The 19793-nt window shown below is 56.2% G+C and carries 18 protein-coding genes and 1 tRNA gene; 5 read left to right on the top strand and 14 right to left on the bottom strand.

All coding sequences use genetic code 11. The annotated features are described in order from the left end of the window. Window position 1: 1 nt before the first annotated feature. From FOY96_RS03700 to actS, 3 genes are all read right to left on the bottom strand, one after another. Window positions 2–1666 (bottom strand): ShlB/FhaC/HecB family hemolysin secretion/activation protein, encoded by a 1665-nt coding sequence (locus FOY96_RS03700; protein WP_143346518.1) that lies wholly within the window; start codon window positions 1664–1666, stop codon window positions 2–4. A 424-nt stretch (window positions 1667–2090) separates the two neighbouring features. Beyond that, window positions 2091–2164 (bottom strand) — tRNA-Gly (locus FOY96_RS03695). A gap of 80 nt (window positions 2165–2244) precedes the next feature. After that, entirely contained in the window at window positions 2245–2988 is a 744-nt protein-coding gene (gene actS, locus FOY96_RS03690) for an amidase activator ActS (protein ID WP_039262983.1), read from the bottom strand. A gap of 163 nt (window positions 2989–3151) precedes the next feature. Here actS and idi point away from each other — a divergent pair, with 163 nt between their 5' ends. Further along, window positions 3152–3694, top strand: a complete 543-nt coding sequence (gene idi, locus FOY96_RS03685; RefSeq protein ID WP_033146588.1) for an isopentenyl-diphosphate Delta-isomerase — start codon at window positions 3152–3154, stop codon at window positions 3692–3694. A gap of 38 nt (window positions 3695–3732) precedes the next feature. Here the strand turns inward: idi and lysS are convergent, their stop codons facing one another. From lysS to xerD, 5 genes are all read right to left on the bottom strand, one after another. After that, entirely contained in the window at window positions 3733–5250 is a 1518-nt protein-coding gene (gene lysS / locus FOY96_RS03680) for a lysine--tRNA ligase (protein ID WP_013098608.1), read from the bottom strand. A 9-nt stretch (window positions 5251–5259) separates the two neighbouring features. Then, window positions 5260–6358 (bottom strand): peptide chain release factor 2 gene (gene prfB, locus FOY96_RS03675; RefSeq protein WP_096151315.1). Its coding sequence is split into 2 segments (ribosomal slippage): window positions 5260–6282 and window positions 6284–6358, totalling 1098 coding nucleotides; the frame shifts between segments, so codons are not numbered across the junction. A gap of 90 nt (window positions 6359–6448) precedes the next feature. After that, window positions 6449–8182 carry a single-stranded-DNA-specific exonuclease RecJ gene (gene recJ, locus FOY96_RS03670; protein WP_143346517.1) on the bottom strand — a complete coding sequence of 578 codons (1734 nt, stop codon included), beginning with the start codon at window positions 8180–8182 and terminating at the stop codon, window positions 6449–6451. A gap of 5 nt (window positions 8183–8187) precedes the next feature. After that, window positions 8188–8901 carry a bifunctional protein-disulfide isomerase/oxidoreductase DsbC gene (gene dsbC, locus FOY96_RS03665; protein ID WP_047060452.1) on the bottom strand — a complete coding sequence of 238 codons (714 nt, stop codon included), beginning with the start codon at window positions 8899–8901 and terminating at the stop codon, window positions 8188–8190. A gap of 28 nt (window positions 8902–8929) precedes the next feature. Further along, window positions 8930–9826 (bottom strand): site-specific tyrosine recombinase XerD, encoded by an 897-nt coding sequence (xerD, locus tag FOY96_RS03660; RefSeq protein WP_023309098.1) that lies wholly within the window; start codon window positions 9824–9826, stop codon window positions 8930–8932. Window positions 9827–9927: 101 nt separating this feature from the next. Between xerD and fldB the strand changes: the two genes are divergently transcribed. Further along, window positions 9928–10449: a flavodoxin FldB gene (gene fldB, locus FOY96_RS03655; RefSeq protein ID WP_023309099.1), complete on the top strand. Its 522-nt coding sequence runs from the start codon at window positions 9928–9930 to the stop codon at window positions 10447–10449. Window positions 10450–10455: 6 nt separating this feature from the next. On the opposite strand, the gene FOY96_RS03650 is transcribed toward fldB, so the two are convergent. Together FOY96_RS03650 and sdhE are read right to left on the bottom strand one after the other, a co-directional pair. Further along, window positions 10456–10866, bottom strand: a complete 411-nt coding sequence (locus FOY96_RS03650; protein WP_021242050.1) for a protein YgfX — start codon at window positions 10864–10866, stop codon at window positions 10456–10458. After that, a complete protein-coding gene (gene sdhE, locus FOY96_RS03645; RefSeq protein ID WP_010435322.1) occupies window positions 10847–11113 on the bottom strand; it encodes an FAD assembly factor SdhE in 267 nt (88 codons plus the stop codon). The genes FOY96_RS03650 and sdhE overlap by 20 nt, the downstream gene beginning before the upstream one ends. Window positions 11114–11407: 294 nt before the next feature. On the opposite strand from sdhE, the gene ygfZ reads away from it, so the two are divergent. Continuing rightward, window positions 11408–12388 (top strand): tRNA-modifying protein YgfZ, encoded by a 981-nt coding sequence (gene ygfZ, locus FOY96_RS03640; protein ID WP_143346516.1) that lies wholly within the window; start codon window positions 11408–11410, stop codon window positions 12386–12388. 59 nt (window positions 12389–12447) lie between these two features. On the opposite strand, the gene trhA is transcribed toward ygfZ, so the two are convergent. Together trhA and yqfB are read right to left on the bottom strand one after the other, a co-directional pair. Continuing rightward, window positions 12448–13107, bottom strand: coding sequence for a PAQR family membrane homeostasis protein TrhA (gene trhA, locus FOY96_RS03635; protein ID WP_023309101.1), 660 nt, complete (start codon window positions 13105–13107; stop codon window positions 12448–12450). Window positions 13108–13272: 165 nt separating this feature from the next. Beyond that, a complete protein-coding gene (gene yqfB, locus FOY96_RS03630) occupies window positions 13273–13584 on the bottom strand; it encodes a N(4)-acetylcytidine aminohydrolase (protein ID WP_033146592.1) in 312 nt (103 codons plus the stop codon). A gap of 51 nt (window positions 13585–13635) precedes the next feature. On the opposite strand from yqfB, the gene FOY96_RS03625 reads away from it, so the two are divergent. Continuing rightward, complete coding sequence (locus FOY96_RS03625) at window positions 13636–14367, top strand: MurR/RpiR family transcriptional regulator (RefSeq protein ID WP_032660101.1); 732 nt, start codon at window positions 13636–13638, stop codon at window positions 14365–14367. A 116-nt stretch (window positions 14368–14483) separates the two neighbouring features. Continuing rightward, window positions 14484–15917 carry a 6-phospho-beta-glucosidase BglA gene (gene bglA / locus FOY96_RS03620; protein WP_033146593.1) on the top strand — a complete coding sequence of 478 codons (1434 nt, stop codon included), beginning with the start codon at window positions 14484–14486 and terminating at the stop codon, window positions 15915–15917. A 67-nt stretch (window positions 15918–15984) separates the two neighbouring features. Here bglA and FOY96_RS03615 read toward each other — a convergent pair whose 3' ends face one another. Continuing rightward, window positions 15985–16728 (bottom strand): SDR family oxidoreductase, encoded by a 744-nt coding sequence (locus tag FOY96_RS03615; protein ID WP_032660097.1) that lies wholly within the window; start codon window positions 16726–16728, stop codon window positions 15985–15987. 70 nt (window positions 16729–16798) lie between these two features. Next, window positions 16799–19672, bottom strand: coding sequence for an aminomethyl-transferring glycine dehydrogenase (gene gcvP, locus FOY96_RS03610; protein ID WP_143346515.1), 2874 nt, complete (start codon window positions 19670–19672; stop codon window positions 16799–16801). Between the last annotated feature and the right edge of the window lie 121 nt (window positions 19673–19793).

The following is a 19793-nucleotide window of genomic DNA, read 5'->3' as shown; positions in this document are numbered from 1 at the left end:
CTTAAAGCATGAAGGCAATGCGCCAGTTAACGCTCACATGATCCGGGCCGAGCCAGTCGGGGTAGCGCAGGGGCGTGCCGACCGAAATCTGGCTGCTGTACCCGCGTCCTGCGCTGCTCAGCCCCACCGAACCGCCCCACAGCGTGCCGGAGGCAAAGCGGTCCTGACGGTCTTTTTCCAGCCAGCCGCCGTCAACGGCGACCGTTGCGCTTACCGCGCCAATCACCGGGAGGGTGAAGAGGGAATACCCCAGCTCGTTACGCCAGTAGCCGCCGTTATCCCCGGACAGGTACTGTTCTTTAAAACCGCGCACGGAGCTTTCGCCGCCGAGCGTCAGGCGCTCGGCGCCGTACAGCCGGTCGGGCGACCACTGGCCGTAGGCGCTGGTCAGCCACCACGCGTTACGGGCAACAGGACGCTGGAAGCTGGCGTTCAGGCTCCATTTACGGAATTCCGCCCGCGGCATATCCCCGGATTTATTTTCGTCGGTTTCGGCATTGAACCACGGCATGCCGTGGCTCCAGGTCGGGTTGAAGGTCGCCACGCCGCCCAGCATTTTTTGCGTGTGGGTAATTCCCAGGACCAGGCTCGAGAGGTTGCGCGTGCTGCTCTTAAGCGGCGCGTCGTTCAGCCAGTTGCGGCTGGAGCGCTGAACCACGCCCGCCGCAATGCCGGTTTTGACATCCCCGTTGCGAAAAACCACCCAGGACGCGTTAAGGCGGTGGGTTTTCGTATCGCCCGTGGAGAGCCAGTTGAAGCCCTGGTTACTGATGGTGGTCCGGTAGTTGCTCCAGGCGTAGCTGTAGTCCAGCAGGCCGTAGCCAGACGGCACGCTGACGCCCGCCTGGAAATTCTGCGCATCGTACGCGCTGGCAAAATCGCTGCTGCGCCCGCCGCTGACAAACCATTTATCCGCCAGCCCCAGCATATTATTGGCGGTGAGCACGCCGCTCAGCTGGTTTTCACCGGTGCTCTTCTGCCCGCTATTATCCAGGCTCACGGATGCACTTAACGGAAATTCCGGCTTGCCCGTGAGATTAACGATGGAATATCCGGCCTGCGTTCCCGGCAGAATTTCAATCTGCACCGGCTCGGCGCGCAAACGGTTAATTTGCTCCATCCCCTGTTCGATGTCGCGTAAATTAAGGATGCCGCCTGTCCGTCCCGGAAACGCCATTTTCAGCATGCGCGGCGTTTCACCTTCCAGACGGATCGCTTCCAGCCGTCCTTCCAGCACCACAATATTCAGCTGGCCGCCGGAGAGATCCTGCTCGGTAAGAAAGGCGCGGCTGGTGATATATCCCCGGCTGATATACCAGTCAGAAATACGGGCGAGAAGCTCCGTTATTTTCGCCATATCCAGACACCGGCCCTGCCACGGCGCAACCAGGGCCTGCTGCGTTTTCGGGGAAATGAGGGTCGTGCCGGAAAGGGTAATGGTATCAATGGTGAAGCAGGGCCCGGCGCCGGCTGCAGGCAGAGTTCTGGCAGGCGCGGGGCGAGGAATACTCCGCTCCAGCTCTTCACGCTGTTGCTGGTTCTTTAATAACAGTTCCTCCTGCTGCTGACGCACGGTGTCCCGGTCAGCAGGAGTAAGGGGGGCTGCATGGCTTAGAGAGTAAAAAAATAACGAGCAAAAAAAGACGGCTTTGCTGTAATAGCGCATATAAAAGGATAATATTTTTTTTGGTTTTCTTAATTATGCCAGCTCCGACGCAATAGAGAATAGTCTCAAAAAGAGGGCTACTATAATTGGTAGTAATATTTGCGTTAAGTCTAAAAAAATAAAAATCCGTGATAAAGAAGAGTGTAGTTTCTGAAAGCTTTATTATTCGATCATGTTTCCTTCTTTCACAAAATATTAACTAACCTTCCCAATAATGAGATGTAAACGTCAGCGAGTAGTGCTGATTAAATTACCCGTTACACTCATCGTGCTGCAAACTCTGATGGAGTCTGATATTTCAGTGCTGAATATGGGGCTCGCGCGATAACTTCGTTGAAGTTAGCAATCAATAGCATGACGATATCTGTATGGGAAAGCGTGGACAGGGTAAAAACAGGCAAAGGAAGATAACATCAGGAAAAGCTGGAGCGGGCGAAGGGAATCGAACCCTCGTATAGAGCTTGGGAAGCTCTCGTTCTACCATTGAACTACGCCCGCTTTGAGGTGCGTATGGCATTATAGACCTTACGCACCTTCATACAAGCCTCTTAACAACTAACCGGCGATAAAATAATCACTTAGCACTTCGGTTTGCTGCCGGGCGCAGGCAGATAACGCTGCGGGTCGATGGCAGTCGCCTTATAGCGAATCTGGAAATGCAGCTTCACCGCGTCCGTACCGGTGCTGCCCATGGTGGCAATCTTCTGCCCGGCTTTGACGTTCTGCCCGTTGTTGACCAGCATCGTGTCGTTGTGCGCATAGGCCGTGATGTAGTCTTCGCCATGCTTAATCATGATCAGGTTACCGTAGCCGCGCAGCTGGTTACCCACGTACACCACCTTCCCTGCCCCGGAGGCATAAACCGGCGTACCGCGCGCAGCGGCGATATCAATACCCTTGTTGCCACCTTCAGAAAGTGAGTAAGGGGCGACCACTTTACCGCTGGCAGGCCAAATCCAGCAGCGCTGTCCAACCGGCGGCCATGATGATTGCGGCACCTGATAGGACGGCGTCACTTTGGCGGTTTTGCCTTTCGAAGAGGATTTTTTGCCCGAGGACGAGCCGCCGCTAACCTTCAGCTGCTGCCCCACCTCGATGGTGTAGGGCGGCGAGAGGTTATTCAGCCGCGCCAGATCCTTCACGCTGGTTCCCGTTGCGCGCGAAATCCGGTATAGCGTATCCCCGCGCTTAACGGTATAGACCGAACCGGAATAGCTGCCCATATCCGAAGATTTGCTCCCTGAACAGCCCGCCAGCAATAGCGTCAGCGTCAGGCAAAAAATGGCGGTGATGGGATTTCTCGTCAGGCTTCCTGCAAACAAAACAGATCCTCGGTCAGCGTGAATGGCGCACTATGATAACAGCCAAAACGAATATGGGTCATGCCCTTTTCCGCTCTACGCGCCAAACCGTTCGTATAAGAATGCCGTATAATGATCCGGCTGATGGTGCTGAACCACTCGGCATTTTGGCACTGGAGCATCAATGAGTATTCAAGAACACGTTATTTTGGTAAACGACCAGGGAATGGTGATTGGCACTCAGGAAAAATATGCCGCGCACACCTTACATACCCCGCTGCATCTGGCTTTCTCCTCCTGGCTTTTTAACGCAAACGGCGAATGTCTGATCACCCGGCGCGCCTTAACCAAAAAAGCCTGGCCCGGCGTCTGGACCAACTCCGTCTGCGGCCACCCGCAGTCCGGCGAAGAGACGATACAGGCGATAATCCGCCGCTGCCGCTTTGAAGTGGGCGCTGAGCTGACCGACATCACCGCCGTCGCCCCTGAATTTCGCTATCGGGAAACCGACCCGTCGGGGATTGTGGAAAACGAAATTTGCCCGGTATTCGCGGCCCGCATCACCAATGACGTGACGATAAACGAAGATGAAGTGATGGACTATCAGTGGGTGGAGCTGGACGCGTTATTCCGCGCGCTGGACGCGACGCCCTGGGCCTTTAGCCCGTGGATGGTCATGGAAGCGACAACCGCCCGCGAAAAACTCAAAGCCTTCGCGGCGCAATAAAAAAGCCCCTTTCGGGGCTTTTTTTACATCTTAACGCCTTATTTCACCGGGCGCATCGCCGGGAACAGGATCACGTCGCGGATGGTGTGGCTGTTGGTGAACAGCATGACCATACGGTCGATACCAATCCCCAGGCCCGCCGTTGGCGGCAGACCGTGCTCCAGCGCGGTCACGTAGTCTTCGTCGAAGAACATCGCTTCGTCGTCGCCTGCCGCTTTCGCGTCAACCTGATCCTGGAAGCGCTGAGCCTGGTCTTCCGCATCGTTCAGCTCGCTAAAGCCGTTGCCGATTTCACGGCCGCCGATGAAGAATTCGAAGCGATCGGTGATTTCCGGGTTCTCGTCATTACGACGCGCCAGCGGAGAGACTTCAGCCGGGTATTCGGTGATGAAGGTCGGCTGAATCAGGTGCGCTTCGGCCACTTCTTCGAAGATCTCGGTCACGATACGGCCCAGACCCCAGCTCTTCTCAACCTTGATACCGATGCTTTCCGCGATCGCTTTCGCAGAATCGAAGTTATCCAGGTCCGCCATGTTGGTTTCCGGACGGTATTTCTTGATCGCTTCGCGCATGGTCAGTTTTTCGAACGGCTTGCCGAAGTCGAAGACTTCTTCACCGTAAGGAACCTGCGTGGTGCCCAGAATGTCCTGCGCCAGGGTGCGGAACAGGGATTCGGTCAGCTCGATCAGATCTTTGTAATCCGCATACGCCATATAGAGTTCCATCATGGTGAACTCTGGGTTATGACGAACGGAGATACCTTCGTTACGGAAGTTACGGTTGATTTCGAACACACGGTCGAAACCACCGACCACCAGACGCTTCAGGTACAGTTCCGGCGCGATACGCAGGTACATGTCCAGGTCCAGGGCGTTGTGATGGGTGATGAACGGACGCGCAGACGCGCCGCCAGGGATCACCTGCATCATTGGGGTTTCCACTTCCATAAAGTCGCGGTTGACCATGAACTGGCGGATACCGGCCATGATCTGAGAGCGAATTTTGAAGGTCTTACGGGATTCATCGTTAGAGATGAGATCCAGGTAGCGCTGACGATAGCGCGCTTCCTGATCCTGCAGGCCGTGGAATTTGTCCGGCAGCGGGCGCAGGGCTTTGGTCAGCAGACGCAGCTCGGTGCAGTGGATAGACAGTTCACCGGTTTTGGTTTTGAACAGTTTACCTTTCGCGCCCAGGATATCGCCCAGGTCCCACTTCTTGAACTGCTCGTTGTAGATGCCTTCCGGCAGGTCGTCACGGGAAACGTACAGCTGAATACGGCCACCAACGTCCTGCAAGGTCACGAAGGAGGCTTTACCCATGATACGACGGGTCATCATGCGGCCTGCAACGGCCACTTCGATGTTCAGCGCTTCCAGCTCTTCGTTCTCTTTAGCGTCGAAGTCAGCGTGCAGTTGGTCTGAGGTATGGTCACGACGAAAATCGTTCGGGAACGGCACGCCCTGCTCGCGCAGCGCTGCCAGCTTCTCGCGGCGGGTTTTCAGTTCGTTGTTAAGATCGACTACCGCGTCAGCGCCCTGTGCTTGTTGTTCAGACATGTTGGTTCCTCATAACCCTGCTTTCAAACTTGCTTCGATAAATTGGTCCAGGCTGCCGTCCAGCACCGCCTGCGTGTTGCGGGTTTCAACCCCGGTACGCAGGTCTTTGATGCGGGAGTCATCAAGGACGTAAGAACGGATCTGGCTGCCCCAACCGATGTCGGACTTGTTGTCTTCCATCGCCTGTTTCTCAGCATTTTTCTTCTGCATCTCCAGCTCATAAAGCTTCGCTTTCATCTGCTTCATGGCCTGGTCTTTGTTCTTATGCTGGGAACGGTCGTTCTGGCACTGTGTTACCAACCCGGTAGGAATGTGGGTAATACGAACCGCTGATTCCGTACGGTTAACGTGCTGACCACCCGCGCCGGATGCGCGATAAACGTCGATACGCAGGTCCGCCGGGTTAATTTCGATATCAATATCTTCGTCAACTTCCGGATAAACAAACGCGGAGCTGAAGGAGGTATGACGACGGCCACCGGAGTCGAACGGGCTCTTACGCACCAGGCGGTGAACGCCGGTTTCGGTACGCAGCCAGCCGTAGGCGTAATCGCCAATGATCTTGATGGTGACGGATTTCAGACCCGCAACTTCACCTTCAGACTCTTCGATAATTTCGGTTTTGAAGCCGCGCGCTTCCGCCCAACGCAGGTACATACGCGTCAGCATGCTGGCCCAGTCCTGCGCTTCGGTGCCGCCAGAACCCGCCTGAATATCGAGATAGCAGTCAGCGCTGTCGTATTCGCCGGAGAACATACGGCGGAACTCAAGCTGCGCCAGCTTCTCTTCCAGCACGTCGAGTTCTGCCACGGCTTCGTTAAAGGTTTCTTCGTCGTCGGCTTCGACGGCCAGCTCCAGCAAACCGGAAACATCTTCCAGCCCCTGGGCCATTTGATCCAGCGTATCTACGATAGCTTCGAGAGAGGAACGCTCTTTACCCAGCGCCTGTGCGCGTTCAGGTTCGTTCCAGACGTCCGGCTGTTCCAGCTCGGCGTTTACTTCTTCAAGACGCTCTTTCTTGGCATCGTAGTCAAAGATACCCCCTAAGAACGTCAGAGCGCTCCGTGAGGTCCTGAATACGGTTTTTTACCGGATTAATTTCAAACATGGTCTGTTTTCTTTTATGGACTTGTCAAAATGCGGTGATAAGAGCGGGATTGTACCGAATCCACGCCCTTTTTTATAGAGATTACTGCCGCTAAATTGGCCAGATATTGTCGATGATAATCTGCAGGGTGCGGTTACCGCGAAACTCGTTGATGTCCAGTTTGTACGCCAGCTCGACCTCGCGCACGCCGTTGTCCGGCCATACCGCCGTGTCAACGTTGAAGGCAATGCCGTCCAGCAGCGGTCCACCGCCCATGGGCTCGACCATCACTTTCAGATGACGTTCGCCGACGATGCGCTGCTGCAGCAGACGGAAACGACCGTCAAACAGAGGTTCCGGGAACATCTGCCCCCATGGGCCAGCATCGCGGAGCATTTGCGCCACGTCCATCGTCATCTCAAGAGGTGAAAGCTCGCCATCGGACACCACTTCACCCTGCAACAGAGCCGGATCGATCCACTCGGTGACCAGTTCGTCAAACAGACGCTGAAACTCGTCGAATTTCGCCTCTTCCAGCGACAGGCCAGCCGCCATCGCATGGCCGCCGAACTTGATCATCAAACCCGGATACAGCGTATCGAGACGCTCCAGCGCATCGCGCATGTGCAGCCCCTGGATTGAGCGGCCCGAGCCTTTCAGCGTGCCGTCACCCGCGGGGGCGAACGCGATCACCGGCCGGTGGAAACGTTCTTTAATACGCGACGCCAGAATGCCCACCACGCCCTGATGCCACTCGGGATGGTACATCGCCAGGCCGCCCGGCAGCGTATCGCCGCTGCGTTCAAGCTTTTCGCACAGGGTCAGCGCTTCGGCCTGCATCCCCTGCTCAATCTCTTTGCGTGTCTGGTTCAGCGCGTCCAGCTCGTTGGCCAGCACGCGCGCTTCACCGATGTTGTCGCACAGCAGCAGCGCCACGCCGACGGACATATCGTCCAGCCTTCCGGCTGCGTTAAGACGCGGCCCGAGAGCAAAGCCCAGGTCGCTGGCCGCCAGCTTGAGCGGATCGCGGTTGGCGATCTCCAGCAACGCCTTGATCCCCGGACGGCACTTGCCCGCCCGAATGCGACTTAGGCCCTGCCAGGTCAAAATGCGGTTATTGGTATCGAGCGGTACCACGTCCGCGACGGTGCCCAGCGCCACCAGATCGAGATATTCGGCCAGGTTCGGTACGGCAATACCGCGAGAGTCGAACCAGCCCTTATCGCGCAGCAGGGTCCGTAACGCCAGCATCAGATAAAACGCTACGCCCACGCCTGCGAGGGATTTCGACGGGAAATCGCAGTCGCGCAGGTTGGGGTTAATAATCGCTTCCGCATCGGGCAGCGTTTCGCCCGGCAGGTGGTGATCGGTGACCAGCACCGGGATCCCCAACGCGTGAGCATGATCGACGCCCGCATGGGAGGAGATCCCGTTATCGACGGTCATGATCATCTGTGCACCACGGGCGTGGGCCTGATCGACCACTTCCGGGCTGAGGCCATAGCCGTCTTCAAAACGGTTCGGTACCAGATACGTGACGTTATCGCAGCCCAGCGCGCGCAGGCTGAGCACGCTCAGCGCGGTGCTGGTTGCGCCGTCGGCGTCGAAATCGCCCACCACCACAATCCGCGTTCCCTCTCGAAGCGCGTTGTAGAGCATTTCGGTGGCTTTTTCGATACCGCTCAGCTGCTGCCAGGGCAGCATCCCTTTCACGCTGCGTTCAAGATCCTCAGCGCGACGCACGCCGCGGCTGGCGTAGAGACGCTTAAGCAGCGCCGGGAGATCGTCCGGTAAATCAACGGGTTCAACCGCCTCGCGGCGGCGCAATTTTATCGGGGCTTTCACGCGGATTATTTACCACCAAACTGTTTCTGGTGCGCGTCGAGGAACTCTTTCATCTCTTTTGGTCCCTGATAGCCCGGAACAACATAGCCGTTGCTCAGGACAATCGCTGGCGTACCGCTCACGCCAAACTGCACGCCGAGCGCGTAGTGGTTAGCGATATCAATGTCGCAAGAGGCCGGCTTAACGTCTTTGCCGTTCATCGCGTCGTCAAACGCTTTGTTGCGGTCTTTCGCACACCAGATAGCCTTCATGTCCTGCTCTGGCTGGCTCTGCACGCCCGCGCGCGGGAAGGCCAGGTAACGCACGGTAATGCCCAGCGCGTTATAGTCTTTCATCTCTTCATGCAGCTTGTGGCAGTAGCCGCAGGTGATGTCGGTGAAGACGGTAATAACGTGTTTTTCCTGCGCCGCTTTATAGACGATCATCTCTTTTTCGAGCGCGTTCAGGTTTTTCATCAGCAGCTGGTTGGTGACGTTCACCGGCTGCGCGCCGCTCACGTCGTACATTGGCCCCTGAATAATGTGTTTGCCGTCTTCGGTGACGTACAGCACGCCGCTGTTGGTGAGTACCGTTTTCATGCCGGCAACCGGTGCAGGCTGAATATCGCTACCGGTGACGCCAAGCTTAGCCAGCGACTGTTTGATGGCGGCGTCGTCCGCATGGGCGAAACCGGTAAATGAGGCTGCCAGCAGGGTGAACAGCGCGAAAGACTTTTTCATATGTGATCCTGTTACAATTCGTCGGCACTCACGCACGAGGGTGGTGCTGTTGGTGTAGCTGCCGCAGGCGTTCCGTCGCGACATGGGTATAAATTTGCGTCGTGGAAAGATCGCTGTGGCCCAGCAGCATCTGCACCACGCGTAAATCAGCGCCGTGGTTTAACAGATGCGTCGCGAAGGCGTGACGCAATACGTGCGGCGAAAGCTTTTCACTGTCGATACCCGCCAGTGTGGCGTAATGCTTGATGCGATGCCAGAACGTTTGCCGCGTCATCTGCTGGGCGCGCTGGCTCGGAAACAGGACGTCGATAGACGTACCATTGAGCAGCCACGGACGACCATGCTCCAGGTACGTTTCCAGCCAGTAAACCGCCTCTTCACCCAGCGGAACCAGCCTTTCCTTGTTTCCTTTACCAATGACGCGCACCACGCCCTGACGCAGGCTGATGTCGCTCATCGTCAGGCCAACCAGTTCCGAAACGCGCAAGCCGGTAGCATACAATAGCTCAAGCATGGCTTTATCGCGTAACTCCAGCGGCAGGTCAACAGCCGGTGACTGTAATAATCTCTCAACTTGTGCTTCGCTGAGATCTTTTGGCAGCCGCTGCGGAAGCTTAGGGGAAGCCAGCAGCGCGCTGGGATCGTCTTCGCGAATCTTCTCACGGTAGAGATGCTGGAACAGCCGACGCATGGCGCTAAGCAAACGCGCGGAACTGGTGGCTTTGTAGCCCCCTGCGATACGTTCCCCAAGCAGCGCCTGCAGGTCGTCACGCTGCGCGCTCGCAAGGGATAACCCCCGGTGCGCAAGCCACTCCACCAGCATGGTGAGATCGCGACGGTAGGCGCTGAGGGTATTCTCGGCAAGATTTTTCTCCAGCCACAGCGCGTCGAGAAACTGTTCGATCAGTGCGAGATCCTTTTCCACATCAGCCCCTTTGATTTTGCAGTCAGGCCATTATGCCTGATTGCGACCGGTTTCTGGTACACTACGCGCAAAGTCAAAGCAAGTATTGAGATAGTTACGCGATGAATATTGGTCTGTTCTATGGTTCCAGCACCTGCTACACCGAAATGGCGGCAGAGAAAATTCGCGACATCATTGGCCCGGAACTGGTGACGTTGCATAACCTGAAAGATGACGCGGTCGCGCTGATGGAACAGTACGATGTACTGATTCTTGGCATCCCAACCTGGGATTTTGGTGAGATACAGGAAGACTGGGAAGCCATCTGGGATCAACTCGATTCAGTCAATCTCGACGGCAAAATCATTGCCATGTACGGCATGGGAGATCAGCTGGGCTACGGGGAATGGTTCCTGGACGCGCTCGGCATGCTGCATGACAAGCTGGCGCCGAAAGGAGTGTCGTTTATCGGCTACTGGCCAACCGAAGGTTACGAGTTCACCAGTAAAAAACCGATTATTGCCGACGGCGAGCTGTTTGTTGGACTCGCGCTGGATGAAACCAACCAGTACGATCTCAGCGATGAGCGCCTGCAAAGCTGGTGCGAGCAGATTCTGGGCGAAATGGCTGAAAAGTTTAGCTAACGCGCATTACCCCTGCGTCGTCTGTTGCAACAGCATCCGGCGCAGGTCTCGCCACTCGGCAGCATCCATACTGTCAGCCGCCAGCCACAGATGCTGGCAACGCCCGCCGTCCACCTTGCGTAACCGTAACATCATGCCGCAGTTGAGCATCCAGGGCATACCGAGAATATCCCACTCTTTACCCTGCCAGCGCAGGCGGGAATCCATCAGTAATTTAATCTCTCCCTGACGGGCATTAATGCGACGCTGGCTGCGTACGCTGTCAAAAACGACAAACGACAGTAACAGCAGCCACAGCGGCGTATAGCTCAGCGGCCACGGCATCAGCAAAACAAAGGCCGCAACCAGGCCGTGGAGCAATAAAGACATCCACTGCGAGCGCCACGAGACGCGAAGATCAGATTGCCACAGGACCACGTTCCCGATTCCGTGTTTGAATTAATTGCACCATCCGTTGCAACTCGGTGTCGGCGGGTTTGCCGTGGTTCATCAGCCAGTTGAATAAATCCGGATCGTCAGACTCCAGCAGGCGAACAAACAGACGCTTATCATCATCGCTTAAGCTGTCATACTCATATTCGAAGAAAGGCATGATGGAAATATCAAGTTCACGCATGCCGCGACGGCACGCCCAGTGAATACGGGCCTTGTTGTTAATATCCATGTTCAGTTTCCTGCATTACGTTTGGCACAGTCGGTACCCCGTTCAGTGTTCTTTATTTCTCTACGGGGACACCAGCTAGTGTAACGTGTTTTTGACCGTTTCATTACTGGAATATTGCGATCGCCGAGCAGGCTTCCAGAATAATCCCTACAAAGACAGCGGATTACATTATTTTGCGTAGCGCTACGCATAACCGGTTTAGGGCACAAATGGTCTGCTGAAAGCGCTTGCATTGCCTGCAGGCTCTTTTACCATTAGGCATTATCAAAGCGTTAAGCAATTCAGGATATCATTATGGCATTTACACCATTTTCTCCTCGCCAGCCCGCCGCCTCTGCGCGTCTGCCGCTGACGCTTATTTCTCTTGATGACTGGGCGCTGGCAACGCTCACCGGTGCCGACGCCGAAAAATATCTGCAGGGCCAGGTGACCGCCGACGTCAGCCAGATGACCGAACACCAGCACCTGCTGGCAGCGCATTGCGATCCAAAAGGCAAAATGTGGAGCAACCTGCGACTCTTCCGCCGTCAGGACGGCTTTGCCTTTATTGAGCGCCGCAGCCTGCAAGAGGCCCAGCTCAAAGAGCTGAAGAAGTACGCGGTCTTCTCCAAAGTCACTATCGCCCCGGACGACGAACATGTCCTGCTGGGAGTGGCCGGTTTTCAGGCGCTTGCGGCGCTGAAAAATCTCTTCAGCGAACTGCCGGATGCAGAAAAGCAGGTGGTCAGCGAAGGCGCGACCTCCATCCTGTGGTTTGAACACCCGGCGGAGCGTTTCCTGTTAGTCACGGATGCGACAACAGCCGAACGCGTGACCGAAGCGCTGCGCGGCGAAGCGCAGCTCAATAATAGTCAGCAGTGGCTGGCGCTGAACATCGAAGCGGGTCTGCCGGTGATTGACGCCGCAAACAGCGCGCAGTTCATTCCTCAGGCAACGAACCTGCAGGCGCTGGGGGGCATCAGCTTTAAAAAGGGCTGTTACACCGGCCAGGAGATGGTGGCGCGTGCAAAATTCCGCGGAGCTAACAAACGAGCGCTCTGGACGCTGGCGGGCCATGCCAGCCGTGTACCTGAAGCGGGTGAAGACTTAGAGCTGAAGATGGGTGATAACTGGCGCCGCACCGGCACCGTGTTAGCCGCCGTACAGCTCGATGATGGACGTCTTTTGGTACAGGCCGTCATGAACAACGACATGGAAGCCGATAGCGTGTTTCGCGTGCGTGACGATGCGAACACGCTGAGCATCGAGCCGTTGCCATATTCGTTAGAAGAGTAATCGTATCCAGGTGCCCTCCCTCTCCCTGTGGGAGAGGGCGGCCCGCACGGTGGAAAAAACTACACCTGCCCCACGTACAAATAGATCGCCAAAAAGTGGCATACGCTGCCGCCCAGCACAAAGCCGTGCCAGATGGCATGGTTGTATGGGATGCGCTTGCAGACGTAGAAAATCACGCCGAGCGAGTACACCACGCCGCCTAAGGCCAGAAGCGTTACGCCCCCTACCGACAATTTGACTGCCAGTTGATACACCACAATCAGCGACAGCCAGCCCATTGTCAGATAGGTGACCAGTGACAGCACCTTAAACCGGTGCGCGATGGTCAGCTTAAACAGGATCCCCAGCAGTGCCAGGCTCCAGATAACAATCATCAGGCCACGCGACAGCGGTGAGTTGAGCCCCACCAGCAGAAACGGTGTGTAAGTGCCTGCAATCAGAAGATAGATAGCGCAGTGGTCAAATTTCTTGAGCCACATCTTGGCCCGCTGATGCGGGATCGCGTGATACAGCGTCGACGCCAGGAACAGCAGGATCATACTCCCGCCATACAGGCTGTAGCTGGTAATGGCCATCGCGCTGGCATTGGCGTCCACCGCCTGCACCAGCAATAACACTAAACCGACAATCCCAAACACCAGGCCAATGCCGTGGCTGATGCTGTTGGCTACTTCCTCAGCCAGCGAATATCCCTGTGCGATTAATGGTCTGCTCACCATACAAAACTCCGGGAAAACAAAAGATGATTATTCATCGCATAACTATGCTAACTGAGAATGATTCCAGTGAACACCCGTTAGCTAAAATAAAGTTAAACATAACGTTTCTAAATTATAATCAGACAGTTACACTTTAATTTCAGCGAACGCGCGTTTCGATTTAAATTATAAACATTTAAAATCAATTACATAAAACTGGTTCTGCCTGGGGTAAATCTCTGCGATCACGCTTTTCAATGCATCCAGGGTCATGTTCTCCTGTTCAGCATGTTTTTGCGTCAATGTGTCGAACGTAACGGTTGACGTTCCTGTTACTTCGATGGTGCAAAAATAACCATCATCCTCATAACGCCCCACCCGCAGGATATCGCCGGTTTTGAAATGGGATTCACTTTTATCCCGGATAGTGATGGTTTTACGCCCGGCCAGGATGTCGTCCTGAAAGCGCTGAAAAAAAGTGATGTCGTTTGGCTGCATGTTATTATTCCCTGAAGAAAAGTCTGATGAGTGAGTGTAGCCATTGTGAGCATGTTCTCCCATTCCGCCATTGCCAGTCTCAATAACCTGGAGATGATGGTCTACAACTATGTCATAAAAAATCGTGACAAAGTGATGTACATGACCATCCGCGAGCTGGCGGATGCGGCAGACGTCTCAACCACGACCATCCTGCGCTTTTGCCGCAAGCTTAACTGCGAAGGGTATTCTGAATTTCGGGTGCGCTTTAAGCTTTATCTTGAACAGAACGAGCCCCAGCAGGCGAATTTCGGTGCCAGCGAAATTATCAGCTTTTTTAAAAGCGTGAATAATGAAGAGTTCGATGCGTTATTAGATAAGGCGGTTGATATTATTTTATCGTCAGAGCGAATTATATTTGTCGGTGCCGGAACATCGGGTTCGCTGGCAAAATATGGCGCACGCTTCTTTTCTAATATCGGGAAATTCAGTAACCATATTGATGATCCTTATTTCCCGGTCACCAATGATATGGCGAAAAATGCGCTGGCGATTGTGCTTTCCGTCTCGGGCGAGACCGAGGAGATCCTTCGCTTTGCCAGCCAGTTCAGCCTGCATCACTGCAAGGTGCTCTCGATAACCAGCCATGAGCACTCGCGTCTCGCAAAACTGGCGGACTTTAATCTCTCCTGGCATGTTCCTCAGACGCGTATTGCAGGCGTCTACGACATCACCACGCAAATTCCCGTCATTTATATTCTGGAGTCTCTCGGACGTAAACTGGCGAAGAAACTCACAGAATAAAACACCCTGTTTTTTTGATGTGACAAATCACATTTACTGTGAATTGTTATATCGTGACATTCAATTTCGCTTTGCTAGACTCGATGCCAATAAGCCATTTATTGAGAAGAGCAGCGATGAAAAAATTAACCTTACCAAAAGATTTTTTATGGGGCGGCGCGGTTGCCGCTCACCAGGTTGAAGGCGGCTGGAACAAAGGCGGAAAAGGGCCAAGCATTTGTGACGTATTGACCGGCGGTGCGCACGGCGTCCCGCGCGAAATCACCCAGGAAGTAGTGCCGGGTAAATACTACCCAAACCACGAGGCCATCGACTTCCACGGCCACTATAAAGAAGACATCAAGCTGTTTGCCGAGATGGGTTTCAAGTGCTTCCGCACCTCTATCGCCTGGACGCGCATCTTCCCGAAAGGTGACGAAACGCAGCCAAACGAAGAGGGGCTGAAGTTCTACGACGACATGTTCGACGAGCTGCTGAAATACAACATCGAACCGGTGATCACCCTCTCCCACTTCGAAATGCCGCTGCACCTGGTGCAGGAGTACGGTAGCTGGACCAACCGTAAAGTGGTCGATTTCTTCGTGCGCTTCGCGGAAGTAGTTTTTGAGCGCTACAAAAACAAGGTCAAATACTGGATGACCTTCAACGAAATCAATAACCAGCGTAACTGGCGCGCGCCGCTGTTCGGTTACTGCTGCTCGGGCGTGGTCTATACCGAACATGACAATCCGGAAGAAACCATGTACCAGGTCCTGCACCACCAGTTTGTGGCCAGCGCCCTGGCTGTGAAAGCCGCGCGCCGCATCAACCCTGAGATGAAAGTCGGCTGCATGCTGGCGATGGTGGCGCTCTATCCGTTCTCCTGCAAACCGGAAGACGTGATGTTCGCCCAGGAATCCATGCGCGAGCGCTATGTCTTTACCGACGTCCAGCTGCGTGGTTACTACCCGTCCTACGTGCTGAACGAGTGGGAGCGCCGCGGCTTCTCCATCAAAATGGAGGCAGGCGACGAGCAGATCCTGCGTGAAGGTACCTGCGACTACTTAGGTTTCAGCTACTACATGACCAACGCGGTGAAAGCGGAAGGCGGTACCGGCGATGCGATTTCCGGCTTCGAAGGCAGCGTGCCGAATCCGCACGTGAAAGCGTCCGACTGGGGCTGGCAGATCGATCCGGTAGGCCTGCGCTATTCCCTGTGCGAACTGTACGAACGTTATCAGAAACCGCTGTTTATCGTGGAAAACGGGTTCGGCGCCTACGATAAGGTGGAAGAAGACGGCAGCATCAACGACGACTATCGCATCGACTACCTGCGTGCCCACGTGGAAGAGATGATCAAAGCCGTGACGCACGACGGCGTGGATCTGATGGGCTATACGCCATGGGGCTGCATCGACTGCGTGTCGTTCACCACCGGCCAGTACAGCAAGCGCTACGGCTTTATCTACGTGAACAAGCACGACGACGGCACGGGCGACATGTCGCGTTCCCGCAAGAAGAGCTTTAACTGGTATAAGGAAGTGATTGCCAGCAACGGCGAGAAACTTTAACGCCGTAACGCCGGGCGGCGCTACGCTTGATCCCCTCTCCCTTTGGGAGAGGGTTAGGGTGAGGGGTTTACTTCCCGCCCGCCAACTCAATAAAACTGCCCGTTACGTACGACGCCTTCTCGCTCAGCAGCCAGACAATCGCCTGCGCCACCTCTTCCGGCTGGCCGCCGCGCTGCATCGGCAGCAACGATTTCACGCGATCCACTCGCCCCGGCTCTCCGCCGGACGCATGAATATCGGTATAAATCAGCCCCGGACGTACGCAGTTGACGCGAATGCCCTGCGCCGCCACTTCCAGCGATAGCCCGGTTGTCAGCGAATCGACCGCCCCCTTCGACGCGGCATAATCCACATATTCACCCGGCGCCCCAAGGCGCGACGCGGCGGAAGAGACGTTCACTATCGCCCCGCCCTTGCCGCCATGCCTGAAGGACATGCGTTTTACCGCTTCCCGGCAGCAGAGAAAGTAGCCCGTGACGTTGGTCGCCAGGACGCGGTTAATGCGCTCAGCGGAGAGGTTCTCGATAGTGGATTGCTCAAACAGAATGCCCGCATTATTGACCAGCGCACGAAGCGGCTCGCCTTCACGATCGAGGCTGTCAAACATCGCCAGCACCTGGGCTTCATCACTGATATCCGCGCGGACGGCAAACGCTTTACCGCCCGCTTCAACGATCTGGTTGATCACGTCCGTCGCGGCTTTAATGTTGTGGTGATAGTTCACCGCCACGGTGTAGCCTTCGCGCGCCAGCTGCAGCGCGGTGGCTTTCCCAATGCCCCGGCTGGCGCCGGTGACCAGTGCAATTGCCATTCGCTTCTCCCAATAAAAAAGCCGGGTGGCGGCTTCGCCTTACCCGGCCTACGTTACTACACCAATAATATTACTGGTATTCGCTCATCGGCACGCAGGAGCAGAACAGGTTACGGTCACCGTAGACGTCATCAAGACGCTTCACGGTCGGCCAGTACTTGTTTGCCACGCCTGCCGGGAAGACGGCCAGCTCGCGGGAATAACCGTGGTTCCACTCGGAAACCATCTCATGCTGGGTGTGCGGAGCGTTAACCAGCGGGTTATCTTCCAGCGTCCACTCGCCGTCCTGCACGCGGTCGATCTCCATGCGGATCGCCAGCATCGCGTCGATAAAGCGGTCCAGCTCGGCCTTGCTTTCAGATTCCGTTGGCTCAACCATCAGCGTACCCGCAACCGGGAACGACATGGTTGGCGCGTGGAAGCCGTAGTCGATCAGACGCTTGGCGATATCCAGCTCGCTGATGCCCGTCGCTTCTTTCAGGGGACGAATATCGAGGATGCACTCGTGCGCCACGCGACCGTCGCGGCCGGTATAGAGCACCGGGAAGGCAGACTTCAGGCGAGTCGCAATGTAGTTGGCGTTCAGGATCGCCACCTGGCTCGCCTGCTTCAGCCCTTCCGCGCCCATCATGCGGATGTACATCCAGCTGATTGGCAGGATAGAGGCGCTACCGAACGGTGCCGCGGAGACCGCGCCCTGACGGGTCAGCATGCCTTCAATCTGCACTACGCTGTGGCCCGGTACAAACGGTGCCAGGTGCGCTTTCACGCCGATTGGGCCCATGCCCGGGCCGCCACCGCCGTGCGGGATGCAGAAGGTTTTGTGCAGGTTCAGGTGCGACACGTCCGCGCCGATAAAGCCCGGAGAGGTAATGCCCACCTGAGCGTTCATGTTCGCGCCGTCGAGGTAAACCTGACCGCCGTACTGGTGCACCACTTCGCACACTTCACGGATGGTCTCTTCGTACACGCCGTGGGTAGACGGGTAGGTCACCATGATGCAGGAGAGCTTGTCGCCCGCCTGCTCGGCTTTCGCACGCAGGTCGACCAGATCGATGTTGCCGTTCTTATCGCACGCCACCACCACCACTTCCATGCCCGCCATCTGCGCAGAAGCCGGGTTGGTACCGTGGGCGGAGCTTGGGATCAGGCAGATATCGCGGTGACCTTCGTTGCGGCTTTCGTGATAGTGGCGGATCGCCAGCAGACCCGCGTATTCGCCCTGCGCGCCGGAGTTCGGCTGCATGCAGAGCGCGTCATAACCGGTCAGTTTCACCAGCCAGTCGGAAAGCTGGTTGATCATCATATGATAACCTTCCGCCTGCTCTGGCGGACAGAACGGGTGCAGCTCGGAGAATTCAGGCCAGGTGATCGGGATCATCTCCGCCGCGGCGTTCAGCTTCATGGTGCAGGATCCCAGCGGGATCATCGCCTGGTTCAGCGCCAGATCCTTGCGCTCCAGAGAGTGCATATAGCGCATCATCTCGGTTTCGCTGTGGTAGCGGTTAAACACCGGATGCGTCAGGATCGCATCGTTACGCAGCATGCTTTCCTGAATGGAGCGGCTGTCGAGCGCGACCTCTTTGTCGAGCGCATCAATGTCCAGACCGTGCGCGTCACCCAGCAACACGCTGAACAGGTTCAGGATATCGTCGCGGGTGGTGCTTTCATCCAGCGTAATGCCGACGGCGTTGTGGATGTCGCTGCGCAGGTTGATCTCTGCCGCATTCGCGCGCGCCAGCACGGCCGCTTTGTCCGCCACTTCCACACACAGGGTGTCGAAGTAGTGAGCGTGGCGCAGCTTAAGGCCTTTCTGCTGCAGACCGCAGGCCAGAATATCGGCCAGACGGTGAATGCGGCTGGCAATGCGCTTCAGGCCAGCCGGGCCGTGGAACACGGCGTACAGGCTGGCGATGTTTGCCAGCAGCACCTGCGAGGTACAGATGTTGGAGTTCGCTTTCTCGCGGCGGATGTGCTGCTCGCGAGTTTGCATCGCCATGCGCAGCGCGGTGTTACCGGCAGCGTCTTTTGAGACGCCGATAATACGGCCTGGCATAGAGCGTTTGAATTCATCTTTCGCGCCGAAGAACGCCGCGTGCGGGCCGCCGTAGCCCATCGGCACGCCGAAGCGTTGCGCTGAACCGAATACGATATCCGCGCCCTGTTTACCCGGCGCCGTCAGCAGCACCAGCGCCATAAAATCGGCGGCAACGCTGACAACCACTTTGCGGGTTTTCAGCTCGGCAATCAGCGCGCCGTAGTCGTGAACTTCGCCGGTGGTGCCCACCTGCTGCAGCAGCACGCCGAAGACGTCCTGGTGATCCAGCACTTTGTCAGCGTCGTCTACGATCACGTCAAAGCCGAAGGTTTCCGCGCGGGTGCGCACCACGTCCAGCGTCTGGGGATGCACGTCCGCCGCGACGAAGAAGCGGTTGGCATTTTTCAGCTTGCTCACGCGTTTTGCCATCGCCATTGCTTCGGCGGCGGCGGTCGCTTCATCCAGCAGCGAGGCGGAGGCAATATCCATACCGGTCAGATCCAGCGTCACCTGCTGGAAGTTCAGCAGCGCTTCCAGACGGCCCTGAGAGACTTCCGGCTGGTACGGGGTGTAAGCGGTGTACCAGCCCGGGTTTTCCAGCATGTTGCGCAGGATAACCGGCGGTAACTGCACGTTGGTGTAGCCCATGCCAATGTAAGACTTATAGCGCTTGTTCAGGCCTGCGATAGCCTTCAGCTCCGCCAGCGCGGCGAATTCCGTGGTGGCTTCCCCCACCTGAGGCGGCGTGGCAAGCTGGATGTCTTTTGGCACAATCTGGCCGATCAGTGCGTTTAATGAATCCGCGCCAACTGTCTTCAGCATCTCCTGCTGTTGCTGAGCATCCGGCCCAATGTGACGTTCAATGAAGGCGCCACGGTTTTCAAGCTGGCTTAAAGTCTGTGTCATGAGCGATGGTTCCTGAAACGTGCAGTGAATTTAAGTTCCCTCTCCCTCTGGGAGAGGGTTAGGGTGAGGGGAAGATGGGCACCCTCGCCCCTGCCCTCTCCCGAAAGGAGAGAGGGATAAT

The organism is Enterobacter asburiae (assembly GCF_007035645.1).
GTDB lineage: Bacteria > Pseudomonadota > Gammaproteobacteria > Enterobacterales > Enterobacteriaceae > Enterobacter > Enterobacter asburiae_B.
The sequence above is the reverse complement of the archived record's forward strand: the minus strand, read 5'-3'. Positions and strand labels throughout refer to the sequence as shown.

Bases quoted from the DNA above. Each gene is read 5' to 3' on its own strand.
- FOY96_RS03700 (WP_143346518.1), bottom strand. From the start codon at position 1,666: ATGCGCTATTACAGCAAAGCCGTCTTTTTTTGCTCGTTATTTTTTTAC.
- idi (WP_033146588.1), top strand. From the start codon at position 3,152: ATGAGTATTCAAGAACACGTTATTTTGGTAAACGACCAGGGAATGGTG.
- lysS (WP_013098608.1), bottom strand. From the start codon at position 5,250: ATGTCTGAACAACAAGCACAGGGCGCTGACGCGGTAGTCGATCTTAAC.
- dsbC (WP_047060452.1), bottom strand. From the start codon at position 8,901: ATGAAAAAGTCTTTCGCGCTGTTCACCCTGCTGGCAGCCTCATTTACC.
- fldB (WP_023309099.1), top strand. From the start codon at position 9,928: ATGAATATTGGTCTGTTCTATGGTTCCAGCACCTGCTACACCGAAATG.
- sdhE (WP_010435322.1), bottom strand. From the start codon at position 11,113: ATGGATATTAACAACAAGGCCCGTATTCACTGGGCGTGCCGTCGCGGC.
- ygfZ (WP_143346516.1), top strand. From the start codon at position 11,408: ATGGCATTTACACCATTTTCTCCTCGCCAGCCCGCCGCCTCTGCGCGT.
- trhA (WP_023309101.1), bottom strand. From the start codon at position 13,107: ATGGTGAGCAGACCATTAATCGCACAGGGATATTCGCTGGCTGAGGAA.
- yqfB (WP_033146592.1), bottom strand. From the start codon at position 13,584: ATGCAGCCAAACGACATCACTTTTTTTCAGCGCTTTCAGGACGACATC.
- FOY96_RS03625 (WP_032660101.1), top strand. From the start codon at position 13,636: ATGTTCTCCCATTCCGCCATTGCCAGTCTCAATAACCTGGAGATGATG.
- bglA (WP_033146593.1), top strand. From the start codon at position 14,484: ATGAAAAAATTAACCTTACCAAAAGATTTTTTATGGGGCGGCGCGGTT.
- FOY96_RS03615 (WP_032660097.1), bottom strand. From the start codon at position 16,728: ATGGCAATTGCACTGGTCACCGGCGCCAGCCGGGGCATTGGGAAAGCC.
- gcvP (WP_143346515.1), bottom strand. From the start codon at position 19,672: ATGACACAGACTTTAAGCCAGCTTGAAAACCGTGGCGCCTTCATTGAA.